The following is a 13,318-nucleotide window of genomic DNA, read 5'->3' as shown; positions in this document are numbered from 1 at the left end:
CCGTGGCGAATATCGAACTCGGGTCGCCGACCCCTTCGCGCGCGGCCCGCGCACGGCCCTCGCGGCCGCCGTCGGCACGCCCCTGCGAGGCGTGACTCCCCCCTGCCGACGCCCTCCCGACCCACCCCGTTGACGAAACATACGGTGGAGTGCATACTTATACCCATCAGCGTTTGCACCGTAAGGAGAAACCCGTGACCGAGCGCGTCGTACTCGCCTACTCCGGCGGCCTGGACACCTCCGTCGCCATCGGCTGGATCGCCGAGGAGACGGGCGCCGAGGTCATCGCCGTCGCCGTCGATGTCGGCCAGGGCGGCGAGGACCTGGACGTCATCCGCAAGCGCGCGCTCGCCTGCGGTGCGGTCGAGGCGGAGGTCGCGGACGCCAAGGACGAGTTCGCCGACGAGTACTGCCTCCCGGCGATCAAGGCCAACGCCCTCTACATGGACCGCTACCCGCTGGTCTCCGCCCTCTCCCGGCCGACGATCGTCAAGCACCTCGTCGCCGCGGCCCAGAAGCACGGCGCGACCACGGTCGCCCACGGCTGCACGGGCAAGGGCAATGACCAGGTGCGGTTCGAGGCCGGTATCTCCTCCCTCGCCCCGCAGCTCAAGTGCATCGCGCCGGTCCGTGACTACGCCATGACCCGGGACAAGGCCATCGCCTTCTGCGAGGCGAAGAACCTCCCGATCGCGACCACCAAGAAGTCCCCGTACTCCATCGACCAGAACGTCTTCGGCCGGGCCGTCGAGACCGGCTTCCTCGAGGACATCTGGAACGCGCCGATCGAGGACGTCTACGACTACACCGCCAACCCGGCCACCCCCCGGGAGGCCGACGAGGTGATCATCACCTTCGAGCAGGGCGTCCCGGTCGCCATCGACGGCAAGCCCGTCTCCGTCCTGCAGGCCATCCAGCAGCTCAACGAGCGGGCCGGTGCGCAGGGCGTCGGCCGGCTCGACATGGTCGAGGACCGGCTGGTGGGCATCAAGTCCCGCGAGATCTACGAGGCGCCCGGCGCGATCGCGCTGATCACCGCGCACCAGGAACTGGAGAGCGTCACCGTCGAGCGCGAGCTCGCCCGGTACAAGCGGCAGGTCGAGCAGCGGTGGAGCGAGCTGGTCTACGACGGCCTGTGGTTCTCCCCGCTCAAGCGGGCCCTGGACGGCTTCATCGCCGAGGCCAACGAGCACGTCTCCGGCGACATCCGGATGACCCTGCACGGCGGCCGGGCCGTCGTCACCGGCCGGAAGTCCGAGCAGTCGCTCTACGACTTCAACCTCGCCACCTACGACACGGGTGACACCTTCGACCAGTCGCTGTCCAAGGGCTTCATCGAGATCTTCGGCCTGTCGTCGAAGATCGCCGCCAAGCGTGACCTGGTCTGACCCGTCGCGTTAAGCGCCGCGACACGCCTTTCACCCTTGTCTTCGCAGTGACTTCACCGCCGCCTCCCCGCCCCTGGCGGGGAGGCGGCGGCACACCACCAGCCTTGAGGAGCAGCAAGTGAGCAACGCCAGCAGCGGCGACGTACGGCTGTGGGGCGGCCGGTTCGCGGACGGACCCGCCGAGGCCCTCGCCAAGCTCTCCGCGTCCGTCCACTTCGACTGGCGTCTGGCGCCCTACGACATCGCGGGCTCCCGCGCGCACGCGCGCGTGCTGCACCAGGCCGGTCTGCTGACGGCCGACGAGCTCCAGCGGATGCTCGACGGCCTCGGGCTGCTGGAGGCCGACGTCGCGGCCGGCACCTTCGTCGGCGCCATCGCCGACGAGGACGTGCACACCGCCCTGGAGCGCGGGCTGCTGGAGCGGCTCGGCCCCGACCTCGGCGGCAAGCTGCGCGCCGGCCGGTCCCGCAACGACCAGGTCGCCACGCTCTTCCGGATGTATCTGCGCGACCACGCCCGGATCATCGGCGGACTGATCACCGATCTCCAGGAGGCCCTGGTCGGGCTGGCGGAGGCGCACGCGGACGTCGCCATGCCGGGCCGTACGCATCTCCAGCACGCCCAGCCGGTGCTCTTCGCCCATCACGTCCTCGCCCATGTCCAGGCGCTGGGCCGGGACGCCGAGCGGCTGCGGCAGTGGGACGAGCGCACGGCCGTCTCCCCGTACGGCTCGGGCGCGCTCGCCGGGTCCTCCCTCGGGCTCGACCCGGAGGCGGTCGCCGCCGACCTCGGCTTCGAGCGCGGTTCGGTGGGCAACAGCATCGACGGGACGGCCTCGCGGGACTTCGTCGCCGAGTTCGCCTTCATCACCGCGATGATCGGCATCGATCTGTCGCGGATCGCCGAGGAGATCATCATCTGGAACACGAAGGAGTTCTCCTTCGTGACCCTCCACGACGCCTTCTCCACCGGCTCCTCGATCATGCCGCAGAAGAAGAACCCGGACATCGCGGAGCTGGCCCGGGGCAAGTCGGGGCGGCTCATCGGCAATCTGACCGGTCTGCTGGCGACGCTCAAGGCCCTGCCGCTGGCCTACAACCGCGACCTCCAGGAGGACAAGGAGCCGGTCTTCGACTCCTGCGACCAGCTGGAGGTCCTGCTCCCGGCCTTCACCGGGATGATGGCGACCCTCACCGTCAACCGTGCCCGGATGGGCGAACTGGCCCCCGCGGGTTTCTCGCTGGCCACCGACATCGCCGAGTGGCTCGTCAAGCAGGGCGTGCCGTTCCGCGTGGCGCACGAGGTCGCGGGGGAGTGTGTGAAGGAGTGCGAGGCGCGGGGCATCGAGCTGGACGAGCTGACCGACGAGCAGTTCGCCGCCATCTCGCCGCACCTGACCCCCGAGGTCCGCACGGTCCTCAATGTGCCCGGCGCCCTCGCCTCGCGCTCCGGCCGGGGCGGTACGGCCCCGTCGGCGGTCGCCGTCCAGCTGACCGAGGTCAAGGCCGACCTCGCGGTCCAGCGGGAATGGGCGGACGCCAAGCGGGGCTGACCGGCTCACCCTGGGAGCGCTGAGACAACGATCACCCGAATGAGACATCACTGTCTCATTCGGGTTATCGTCGTCTCATGAGTGTCGATCGTGACCATGTGCTCGCCGAGGCGGCCGCCCTGCTCACCCGCAAGGCGACCGCCTCGATGGACGAGATCGCCAAGGCGGCCGGAATCAGCCGCGCCACCCTCCACCGCCACTTCGCCGGGCGCGACGCGCTCGTACGGGCCCTGGAGGACCTGGGCATCGAGCAGTTCGAGCGTGCCCTGGACGAAGCCCGGACCGAGGAGGGCGACGCGGCCGAGGCACTGCGCCGGCTCATCGCGGCCACCGAACCGGTCGCCGGGATCATGGCCTTCCTCTACACCGAGAACCAGCTCTACGAGGCCGGCCTCAACGAGGGCTGGAACCGGCTCGACGCCCGCGTCACCGCCCTCTTCCAACGGGGCCAGGAGGAGGGCGCCTTCCGGCTGGAGCTGTCACCCGCCTGGCTCACCGAAGCGCTCTACGGACTGATCGGTGCCGGGGCCTGGGCCGTACAGGACGGCCGGGTGGCCGCCAAGGACCGCACCCGCATGGTCGCCGAGCTGCTGCTCGGCGGCGCGCAACGGAGGATGAAACAGTGACCGGCCCCACCGAGAGCCATACCAGCAGCCCCAGCGGCGGCCCGCAGTCGGAAGCGCCGCGCCCCGGGCGCTGGCTCGCGCTCACCGTCCTCGTGCTCGCCGTCCTGCTCGTCGCCATCGACGCGACCGTCCTCGGTCTCGCGACGCCCTTCCTCAGCGAGGACCTGCGCCCCTCGGGCACCCAGCTGCTGTGGATCGGCGACATCTACTCCTTCGTCATCGCCGGACTCCTGGTCTCCATGGGCAGCCTCGGTGACCGCATCGGGCGCAAGAAGCTGCTGCTGACCGGCGCCGTGGCGTTCGGCGCGGTGTCGGTGCTCAACGCCTACGCGACGAGCCCGGAGATGATGATCGTCGCCCGTGCCCTGCTGGGCGTGGCGGGCGCGACGCTGATGCCCTCCACCCTCGCCCTGATCCGCAACATCTTCCACGACCCCAAGGAGCGCAGCTTCGCCATCGGCATCTGGGGTGCCATGGCCTCCGCGGGCGCGGCCGTGGGCCCGGTCGTGGGCGGTTTCCTGCTGGAGCACTTCTGGTGGGGCTCGGTCTTCCTGATCAACCTCCCGGTCATGGCCGTCCTCGTCCTCGTCGGCATCAAGCTGCTGCCCGAGTCGCGCGACCCCTCGCCCGGCCCGTGGGACCTGCCCAGCGTCGCCCTGTCGATGATCGGCATCGTGGCGGTCGTCTTCGCGATCAAGGAGGGCGCGGCGAACGGCCTCCACTGGTACGTCCTGCTCGCGGCCGCCGTCGGCGCGCTGGCGCTGGTGTGGTTCGTCCGCCGGCAGCTCACCCTGCCCTCGCCCCTGCTGGACATGCGGCTCTTCCACCACCGGGGCTTCTCCGGCGCGGTCCTCGCCGATCTGCTGACCATCCTGGGCCTGTCCGGGCTGGTCTTCTTCCTCTCGCAGTTCCTGCAGCTGGTCCAGGACCGCGACCCGCTGGAGGCGGGCCTCGCGGAGCTGCCGGCCGCCGTCGGCGCGGTCACCGCGGGTCTGCTCGCGGGCAAGGTGGCCCGGCGCTACTCCGTGCGGTCCGTGGTGGCGGGCGGGCTCGGTGCCATCGGCCTCTCCCTCGCCGTGCTCGTGTGGCTGCACGCGGACACGGCCTATCCGATCCTCGGTGCGGTGCTGCTGCTCGTCGGTGTGGGGGCGGGCTTCTCCTTCACCGTCACCGCCGACGTGATCCTCTCCAGCGTGCCCAAGGAGCAGGCGGGCGCGGCCTCCGCGGTCTCCGAGACGGCCTACGAGCTCGGCGCCGCCCTCGGCATCGCCCTCCTCGGCTCGGTCGTCACCGGTGTCTACTCCGACTTCGCCACCCCCGAGGGGGTCCCGTCCGCCGCGGCGACCGAGGCCCATGAGTCCCTGGGCGGCGCCGTCGAGATGGCCGCCGACCTCCCGGCGGACACCGGCGGGGCCCTGCTCGCCTCGGCCCAGGACGCCTTCGTCGACGGCCTGCAGATCGCCTCGGGCGTCGGCGCGGTGGTCCTGCTGGCGACGGCGGTCGCCGCCTGGTTCCTGCTGCGCGGGCAGCGGCTGGAGGGCGGCGGGCACTGAGGCTCCCCGGCGGAGCCGGAACACCACGCGAACCGTCACGTGGACCGCTACGCAAACCGTCACGCGGACCGGAGCAACATGCTCCGGTCCGCGTGACGTTTTCGTGAACAAAAGTGTCTTGACGGGGTCCTTATGTGCGCGGAAACATCGTGGTTACCGGTCGGTATTGCCGAACAGCGTTCGGCTGGTGTGTCCGGACGACGACGTTTCGGACGAGAGTCCCGTGCCTCGAAGGAATCCCCCCATGCGTCTGCGTAGAACAGTCCGGTTCCTGATCGCCGCCGCGGCCACCGCCGCGCTCGGCCTCACCGGTCTCTCGGCCCCGGCCGCCGCGTCGGTGCTCGACGTCCCGCCCGGCGGCGCCAACGACTGGTCCTGCAAGCCGGATTCGGCCCACCCGCAGCCCGTCGTTCTGGTCAACGGCACGTTCAAGCTGATGGCGGAGAACTGGTCCAAGATCTCGCCCAAGCTGAAGGAAGCGGGATACTGCGTCTTCGCCTTCAACTACGGGAACTTCGAGACCGACCCGATCCCGGAATCGGCCGCCGAACTGCGGGACTTCGTCGAGGCCGTGCGGGGCGCGACGGGGGCCGCGAAGGTCGACATCGTCGGCCACAGCCAGGGTGGCATGCTGCCGCGCTACTACGTGAAGTTCCTCGGCGGCGCCGACAAGGTGGACGACCTCGTCGGCATCGTCCCCTCCAACCACGGCACGAAGAACCCCCTCGCGATCCCCGCGGGCTGGACCTTCTGCCCGTCCTGCGTGGACCAGCAGGCCGGCTCCGAGCTGCTGCAGAAGCTCAACGCCGGTGACGAGACCCCGGCCGGACCGGACTACACGGTCATCACCACGCGCTACGACGAGGTCGTCATCCCGTATACGAGCGCGCTGCTCACCGGGGACAAGGAGCACCTCACCAACGTCGTGCTCCAGGACAAGTGCCCGCTCGACCTCTACATGCACGACCAGGCGACCAAGGACCCGGTCGTCGCCCAGTGGGTGCTGAACGCCCTGGCCCGCAAGGGCCCGGCCGACCCGGGCTTCCAGCCGCGCTGCCTCGGCGGGGCGTAGGCGCACCACCGCTGCGCGGCGGTGTCCTCACACGTAAAACGCCGGACGGGCTGAAAGCCCGTCCGGCGCTTGAGGACAGAGCGCGATAGCCCGTCCGGCGTTCAAGGACGCGCCCGTAGGGCGCTCGCCGCCGTCAGGCGACCTGGCGTGCCTTGGTCGCGTACATGTCCACGTACTCCTGGCCCGACAGCCGCATGACGTCGCTCATGACCTCGTCGGTGACGGCCCGCAGGACGTAGCGGTCGCGGTCCATGCCCTCGTAGCGGGAGAAGTCCAGCGGCTCCCCGAAGCGCACGGTCACCGGCGCGATCCGGGGCAGGCCCTTGCCGTTCGGCTGGACCTTCTCCGTGCCGACCATCGCGAACGGCACCACCGGCGCGCCCGTCATCAGCGCGAGGCGCGCGATGCCGGTACGGCCGCGGTAGAGACGGCCGTCGGGGGAGCGGGTGCCCTCCGGGTAGATGGCGAAGACCTTGCCCTCCTGCAGGACGCGGTTGCCCGTCATCAGCGCCGCGGCGCCACCGCGGCCGCCGTCACGGTCCACCGGGATCATGCCGGACGAGGTGAAGAACCACGCCATCAGCCGGCCCTTGACGCCCTTGCCCGTGACGTACTCGTCCTTGCCGATGAAGAAGACCTGCCGCTTGAGGACCAGCGCGAGGAACAAGGAGTCCACGAAGGTGACGTGGTTACCGGCCAGGATCACCGGACCGTTCTCGGCGATGTGCTCCACGCCCTCCACCTTCGGGCGGTACAGGACGCGCATGAGCAATCCGAGAAACGCCTTGAGCAAGATGCGGGACAACGGGCCCTCCGGTCGTGATGTTCGGTGTGGCGCATGCCTGCGCAGGTGAGGACGATACTCGCGGGTACCTCCCCCGCGCACACCGGGTTCACGGACTGGATACACAGCGTTGACGTGAGTTTCCACCACGTTCCCACCCCGTCTTCCCCTATGACAGTCGTACGTGTCTACGATCGGCGCGTCTGACAGGTGCCGGACAGGTGCCGGACGAAAGCACAACGAGGAGTGTTCATGCAGCAGGAGCAGCGGCCGGGCAGGCGCACGCTGCTGGGGGCCGCCGCGGCCCTCGGCGCAGGAGCGGTCGTCGCGGGTGGTGCGGCGGCCCCGGCGGTGGCGGCGGCCGGCGGCACGGACCGCGCGGGTCACGCCGGCCACGGCGGCTCGTACAAGGACCTGCCGAAGCCGACCGTCATCGGTCACCGCGGCGGCAGCGGCTACCGGCCCGAGCACACCCTCGGCTCCTACCAGTTCGCCCTCGACAACGGCGCGGACGTCATCGAGCAGGACGTCGTGCCCACCAAGGACGGGCACCTCGTCTGCCGCCACGAGAACGACATCACCGGTACCACCGATGTCGCCTCCCGCCCCGAGTTCGCGTCCCGCAAGACGACCAAGACCGTCGACGGCGAGGCGCACACCGGCTGGTTCACCGAGGACTTCACCCTCGCCGAGCTGAAGACGCTCCGCGCCAAGGAGCGCATCCCCGCCACCCGCGGGCACAACACCCTCTACGACGGCCGCTGGCAGGTGCCCACCCTCGAAGAGGTCCTGAAGTGGGCCGACGAGCAGGGCCGCAAGCGCGGCCACCGGATCTGGCTGCACATAGAGACCAAGCACCCCACGTACTTCCGCAAGGCCGGCCTCGGCCTGGAGGAGCGCCTCGCCAAGCTGCTGCGCCGCTACGGTCGCTCCGGGCGCAACAGCCACACCTTCCTGCAGTCGTTCGAGCCCGGCAGCCTCCAGCGGCTGAACCGGCTCGGCGTCGACTGCCCCAAGGTGCTCCTGCTGGACGACCTGAACACCCGCCCCTGGGACTTCGTCGAGGCCAAGGACCCGCGCACGGTCGCCGACCTCATCACGCCCAAGGGCCTGAAGTGGGTCACCGGCTTCGCCCAGGGCATCGGCCCGTGGCTGAACCTGATCATCCCCCGGGACAAGAACGACAAGCTCACCAAGCCCACCACCCTCGTCCGTGACGCGCACGCCGCGGGGCTGATCCTGCACCCCTACACGATGCGCAACGAGAACAGCTTCCTGCCCGCCGACTTCCGCCGCGGCACGGACCCCAACGCCTACGGTGACGTCTTCGGCGCGTTCAAGACCTACTTCGCCACCGGCATCGACGGCATCTTCTCGGACAACTGCGACACCGCGGCCCTCGCGCGGGCCGACTTCGTCAAGGGCTGAGCCGCTCCACCGACGGGGAGCCCGCGTCAAGGGTGACCCCCGTCAACGGACGGCCCCGCCCCGGTGCGGGGGCGGGCGGCGCCACGGCGTACGCCCACCCCCGCGCCGGGCCGGGCCACACCGGCCTCTCGCGCCGGGGGCCCACGCCGCCGACCACTCCTTCCCCGTGCGGTAAACCCACTCGTACGAGTGATGGCGGCCCGTCCCCGGAAACCGGCGGCGGACCCGGCACGTCCCGCCCGGCATGACACCGAACGATCTTCTGACCTCGCTGCGCCCGCTGCTGGCGGCGGAGTGCGCGGCGGAGGCCCCGGCGGCCGGGGTGGACGCGGCCGACCTCGAACAGGGCGTCTGGGTGCGGCTGCTGAGCGAGGGCCGCCGCGGCCCGTCCCTGCTCGGCCGGGGCGGGGGAGCCGCCGCGCGGTTACGCGCCGCGGTACGGGCCGAGGCCCGCGCCGCGCGCCGCCGCGCCCGGCACGAGGTGCCGTACGACCCCACCGGCACCGAGCCGCCGGAACCCGCCCCGGCCCGCGACGGGTCCCGTGTCGAGCAGGAGGTGCTCGCCGCCGAGACGGGCCGCGAACTGCGCGCCGCCGTGCGGCGGCTGCCCGGCCGGTGCCCCCGGCTGCTGAGTGCGCTGCTGTCCGGAAGCGACCCCACCTACCGGGAAATCGCAGGGGAGTTGGGTATCTCACAAGGATCTTTGGGGCCGGTACGTTCCCGATGCCTGGGATGCCTGCGCAGAATGCTCATGGCGGAGGTTGCGGCTCCTGAACGCGGGGGAAAGGAGCGTTAGACAGCCGACGTCACGGAGGCGACGTGCACCGCGGCGGCTCCTGTCAGAGCGGACCGAACCGAAAAGGGGAGGCATGCGCACATGGGCATGAGCGTGACCATCTCTGCGGCGACCGAGCACGATGCCGAGCAGATCTTCAAACTCCAGTACCTCTGCTACCAGAGCGAAGCCGAGCTGTACGGCGACTACTCCCTCGAACCTCTGACGCAGAGCCTCGACGCGCTCCGCGCCGAACTGGGCGACGGCTGTGTGCTGGTGGCCCGGCTGGGCGAGGAGGTCGTCGGGTCGGTGCGCGGCACGGTCGACGGGCAGGGAACGGCCGTGATCACGGGGCTCATCGTGCATCCGCGGATGCGGCGGCACGGTCTGGGCGGCCGGCTGCTCGGCGCGCTGGAGGAGCGGCTGGCGGGGGAGTGCTCCGCACGTCTGTACCGCCTCGCCACCGGCCAGCGCAGCGAGGGAAACCTGCGGCTCTACCGCAAGTGGGGCTACGCCCAGACCGGCACCGAGCAGATCACCCGGAAGCTCACTCTGGTGACGCTGGAAAAGACCGTGCGGACGGCACCGGACGCGCGGGATGCCCCGGAGTCCGTCTACGCGCCGAGCGCGTGAACCGCGTCCGGCGCGGCTGCGGGCCGTCGGTGCCGCCTGCGGCGTCAGGCGCCCTGCGGGCGCGTCCTCAATCGCCGGACGGGCTTGATGTGGCTGGGCTCAGCCGCTGGCGCGCGGACCGCCGCAGCCAGATCATCGCGGTCACCGGCAGGATCACCGGGATGAAGAGATAGCCCATGCCGTAGTCCGACCAGACCGTCGCGTCGGGGAAGGCGGACGGTTCGGCGAGCGTCCAGGTGCCGACGACGAGGACACCGGCCAGCTCGGCGGCGCAGCACACCAGCGCCGCCCTGCGGGCCGTCTCGCCGCCGCGCACCAGGGAGTACGTGATGAAGGCGTACACCACCGCGGCGATGGCGGACAGGACGTAGGCGAGCGGCGCCCGGCCGAAGTCCAGGATCATCTGCACGACGGAACGGGACGCCGCCGCGACGGTGAAGACCCCGTAGAGCCAGACGAGCAGCCGGCCCGGGCCGCTGCCGAGGTCGAAGCCGGGTTTGTCACCGGACGCGCCGGCGGCGCCTTCGCGCACCTTCACGGGTTCGGACACGGTCAGCCTCCCCAGATGTCGTACAGCCGTACTTCGAGCACCGCGAGGATCACGGCACCCGCCGAGACGGTCGCCGAGCCCCAGCGGGTCCGCTCGGCCAGCGACATGAAGCCCGCGGCCGGTACGGCGGCCGCCGAGCCGAGCAGATACGCGAGGAAGATCGCCGTGCCCTGTGCGGGCTCGTCGCCACCGGCCAGCCGCACCACGCCGACGACGAGCTGGACGAGCGCCAGGAGGGACACCACGGCCATGCCGATGAAGTGCCAGTCCTTGGTGGACTGATCGCGGGAGAACGCGAAGCCGCACCAGGCGGCAAGTGCGAGGGCGGCCAGGCCGACCGCGAGCGTCAGCGCGTCGATCACCGGGGCCTCCGGGCTGCGGCGCGGACGGGCGGAGGGGGCTGGACAAGCATGGGGACGACTTTAATCGGCGGGCGCGGGGCCACCGCGCGCGGCCCCGGGCCGACGCGCCCGCGAGGCCGCCGCCGCGACGGCCGCGAGAGCCCGCGCGGCGGCGGGAGGTACCGTGGCCTGTGCCACACCCGAGGGGCCTCCGGCCCAGGCCGGACGACTTCCCGGCAAGGCCTTACCGGCGGTATTCGCGCAGGCCACAGCCGTTGGGCGGACGACCGTCGAAGATCGTGGCGAAGAAGGGGAATACCTCCCGGATCCGTCCGCCCCTCGAACAAACTCGTCCAGTATTCGGACAAGCTTGTTCGACTCGCACGTCCTTCTGTTTTACTGGCCCGCATGACCACGACGAGCAGCCGCACCCTTGCGACCGAGGCGATGACCACGCCCGGTGCTGCTTGCATGTGTCGAATGTGTGACCGCTGAGGGCCCCCGTTCTGTGCCTCGCGCCCCGAAGCGAGACCCTGTGAGCCCCGCGACCGGCACCGCCGCCGGACCGGACCGCTCCGCCCCGCGTCACCAGGAACCCCGAAGCCGCGCCCGACCGCGCCCGCCGGGTACTTCCCATGCCGCGTTCCGCAATGAATGCCCGTGCCCGGTGGCACCGCCGCCGCGCACTCGACAGTGACGGAATCCCCTGTGATCACCACTACGGGCCTGACAAAGGTCTACCGCTCACGCGGCCGCGAGGTCACCGCCCTCGACGGCGTCGATCTGCATGTGCGCGAAGGCGAGGTGTACGGCGTCGTCGGCCAGAGCGGCGCCGGAAAGTCGACCCTCATCCGCTGCGTCAACCTCCTGGAGCGCCCCAGCTCCGGCACGGTCACCGTCGACGGCCAGGACCTCACGGCCCTCGCCGGCCGCGGTCCCCGCGCGGGGACGGCGCTGCGCAAGGCCCGCAGCCACATCGGCATGGTCTTCCAGCACTTCAACCTGCTCTCCTCGCGGACGGTGCAGAGCAACATCGAGCTGCCGCTGGAGATCCTCGGCATCTCCGGCAAGGAGCGCGAGCGCAAGGCCCTCGAGCTGCTCGACCTCGTCGGCCTCGCCGACAAGGCCAAGGCCTACCCCGCCCAGCTCTCCGGCGGTCAGAAGCAGCGCGTCGGCATCGCCCGCGCCCTGGCCGGCGACCCCAAGGTGCTGCTCTCCGACGAGTCGACCTCCGCGCTCGACCCGGAGACCACCCGCTCGATCCTCCAGCTGCTGCGCGACCTCAACCAGCAGCTCGGCCTGACCGTCCTCCTCATCACCCACGAGATGGAGGTCGTCAAGACCATCTGCGACTCCGCGGCCCTGATGAAGGGCGGCCGCGTCGTGGAGTCCGGCACCGTCTCCGAGCTGCTCGCCACCCCCGGCTCCGAGCTCGCCGCGGAGCTCTTCCCCGTCGGCGGCGAGCCCTCCGGTCCCGACCGCACCGTCGTGGACGTCACCTTCCACGGCGACGCCGCGACCCAGCCGGTCATCTCCCAGCTGTCCCGCACGTACAACATCGACATCTCGATCCTGGGCGCCGCGATGGACACCGTCGCCGGCAAGCAGGTCGGCCGGATGCGCATCGAGCTGCCCGGCCGCTTCGAGGAGAACGTCGTCCCGATCGGCTTCCTGCGCGAGCAGGGCCTTCAGGTCGAGGTCGCCCCCCACGGGGTAACCGCCTCCGCCACCGTTCCCTCGCCGGCCCCGGCCGACGCGCTCCTCAAGGAAGGTGCCAAGTGACCTGGTCCGAGATGCAGCCGCTGCTGCGCGACGCGTGTCTGGACACCCTCTTCATGGTGTGGTGGTCCACGGTCTACTCCGTCATCGGCGGCCTGCCGCTGGGTCTGCTGCTCGTCCTCACCGACCGAGGCGCTCTGCTCCAGAACGTCGTGGTGAACAAGGTCATCGGCGTGGTCGTCAACCTCGGCCGCTCGCTGCCCTTCATCATCCTCCTGGTGTGGCTGATCCCCTTCAGCCGCCTGATCGTCGGCACCTCCATCGGCCCCAGCGCCGCCGTGGTCGCCCTCGCCGTCGGCGCCATCCCCTTCTTCGCCCGCCTGGTGGAGACCGCGGTCCGCGAGGTCGACAAGGGCCTGGTCGAAGCCGTGCAGTCGATGGGCGGCGGCACCTGGACCGTCGTCCTCAAGGTGCTGCTCCCGCAGGCCCTGCCCTCGCTCATCGCCGGCCTGACCACTACGGTCATCGCCCTCATCGGCTACTCCGCGATGGCCGGCGCGGTCGGCGGCGGCGGCCTGGGCAACCTCGCCATCGCCTATGGCTTCCAACGCCATGAGACCGGCCTGATGAACATCACCATCGTGCTGCTCATCGTCATCGTGACCGTCGTCCAGCTCGCCGGTGACCTGGCCGTACGCCGCCTCGCCCGCCGTGGTGGCGCCCAGTCGTCGGCCGTCGGCCTGCGCAGGCTGTGGGCCCCGTCCGTCAAGCCCGCCGCACCGGCCCCCACGCCGGACCCGGCCACGACCGAAGCGGCCGCTCTCACCAAGACCCGCTGACCTGCGGGGCAGACACCCCCACCGAACCCACGAGCCCGGACCCTTTGCCGGGCGGCAA

13 protein-coding genes are annotated in these 13,318 nt (G+C 70.9%); 10 read left to right on the top strand and 3 right to left on the bottom strand.

Going from position 1 to position 13,318, the window contains the following annotated elements; translation table 11 throughout:
• Positions 1–194: 194 nt before the first annotated feature.
• From AB8O64_RS07700 to AB8O64_RS07680, 5 genes are all read left to right on the top strand, one after another.
• Complete coding sequence (locus AB8O64_RS07700) at positions 195–1,388, top strand: argininosuccinate synthase (protein WP_356459192.1); 1,194 nt, start codon at positions 195–197, stop codon at positions 1,386–1,388.
• A 118-nt stretch (positions 1,389–1,506) separates the two neighbouring features.
• Positions 1,507–2,940 (top strand): argininosuccinate lyase, encoded by a 1,434-nt coding sequence (gene argH, locus AB8O64_RS07695; protein WP_370418514.1) that lies wholly within the window; start codon positions 1,507–1,509, stop codon positions 2,938–2,940.
• 77 nt (positions 2,941–3,017) lie between these two features.
• The gene (locus AB8O64_RS07690; RefSeq protein WP_184733615.1) at positions 3,018–3,566 is read left to right on the top strand and encodes a TetR/AcrR family transcriptional regulator; all 549 of its coding nucleotides are present in this window, start codon (positions 3,018–3,020) and stop codon (positions 3,564–3,566) included.
• On the top strand, positions 3,563–5,119 hold the full coding sequence (locus tag AB8O64_RS07685; protein ID WP_370418513.1) for an MFS transporter: 1,557 nt from the start codon (positions 3,563–3,565) through the stop codon (positions 5,117–5,119). The genes AB8O64_RS07690 and AB8O64_RS07685 overlap by 4 nt, the downstream gene beginning before the upstream one ends.
• Positions 5,120–5,363: 244 nt before the next feature.
• On the top strand, positions 5,364–6,191 hold the full coding sequence (locus tag AB8O64_RS07680) for an alpha/beta fold hydrolase (RefSeq protein WP_370418512.1): 828 nt from the start codon (positions 5,364–5,366) through the stop codon (positions 6,189–6,191).
• 133 nt (positions 6,192–6,324) lie between these two features.
• Here the strand turns inward: AB8O64_RS07680 and AB8O64_RS07675 are convergent, their stop codons facing one another.
• Entirely contained in the window at positions 6,325–6,996 is a 672-nt protein-coding gene (locus AB8O64_RS07675; RefSeq protein WP_130876926.1) for a 1-acyl-sn-glycerol-3-phosphate acyltransferase, read from the bottom strand.
• Between the two features lie 231 nt (positions 6,997–7,227).
• Between AB8O64_RS07675 and AB8O64_RS07670 the strand changes: the two genes are divergently transcribed.
• The 3 genes from AB8O64_RS07670 (at position 7,228) to AB8O64_RS07660 (ending at position 9,811) form a co-directional block, all read left to right on the top strand.
• On the top strand, positions 7,228–8,403 hold the full coding sequence (locus tag AB8O64_RS07670) for a glycerophosphodiester phosphodiesterase (RefSeq protein WP_370418511.1): 1,176 nt from the start codon (positions 7,228–7,230) through the stop codon (positions 8,401–8,403).
• 244 nt (positions 8,404–8,647) lie between these two features.
• The gene (locus AB8O64_RS07665) at positions 8,648–9,199 is read left to right on the top strand and encodes a sigma-70 family RNA polymerase sigma factor (protein WP_370418510.1); all 552 of its coding nucleotides are present in this window, start codon (positions 8,648–8,650) and stop codon (positions 9,197–9,199) included.
• A gap of 81 nt (positions 9,200–9,280) precedes the next feature.
• Positions 9,281–9,811, top strand: a complete 531-nt coding sequence (locus AB8O64_RS07660; RefSeq protein WP_370418509.1) for a GNAT family N-acetyltransferase — start codon at positions 9,281–9,283, stop codon at positions 9,809–9,811.
• Positions 9,812–9,878: 67 nt separating this feature from the next.
• Here AB8O64_RS07660 and AB8O64_RS07655 read toward each other — a convergent pair whose 3' ends face one another.
• Complete coding sequence (locus AB8O64_RS07655) at positions 9,879–10,361, bottom strand: hypothetical protein (protein WP_370418508.1); 483 nt, start codon at positions 10,359–10,361, stop codon at positions 9,879–9,881.
• Between the two features lie 2 nt (positions 10,362–10,363).
• Positions 10,364–10,723 carry a hypothetical protein gene (locus tag AB8O64_RS07650; RefSeq protein WP_370418507.1) on the bottom strand — a complete coding sequence of 120 codons (360 nt, stop codon included), beginning with the start codon at positions 10,721–10,723 and terminating at the stop codon, positions 10,364–10,366.
• Between the two features lie 687 nt (positions 10,724–11,410).
• On the opposite strand from AB8O64_RS07650, the gene AB8O64_RS07645 reads away from it, so the two are divergent.
• Both AB8O64_RS07645 and AB8O64_RS07640 read left to right on the top strand, forming a co-directional pair.
• Entirely contained in the window at positions 11,411–12,484 is a 1,074-nt protein-coding gene (locus AB8O64_RS07645) for a methionine ABC transporter ATP-binding protein (RefSeq protein WP_370418506.1), read from the top strand.
• Positions 12,481–13,260, top strand: coding sequence for a methionine ABC transporter permease (locus tag AB8O64_RS07640; protein WP_370418505.1), 780 nt, complete (start codon positions 12,481–12,483; stop codon positions 13,258–13,260). Before AB8O64_RS07645 ends, AB8O64_RS07640 begins: the two co-directional genes overlap by 4 nt.
• Positions 13,261–13,318 lie beyond the last annotated feature (58 nt).

This window comes from Streptomyces sp. QH1-20 (assembly GCF_041283565.1).
In the GTDB taxonomy this organism is placed as follows: Bacteria; Actinomycetota; Actinomycetes; order Streptomycetales; family Streptomycetaceae; genus Streptomyces; species Streptomyces syringius.
Note: the sequence above shows the minus strand (reverse complement) of the source record. Positions and strands in the feature narration are given on the sequence as shown.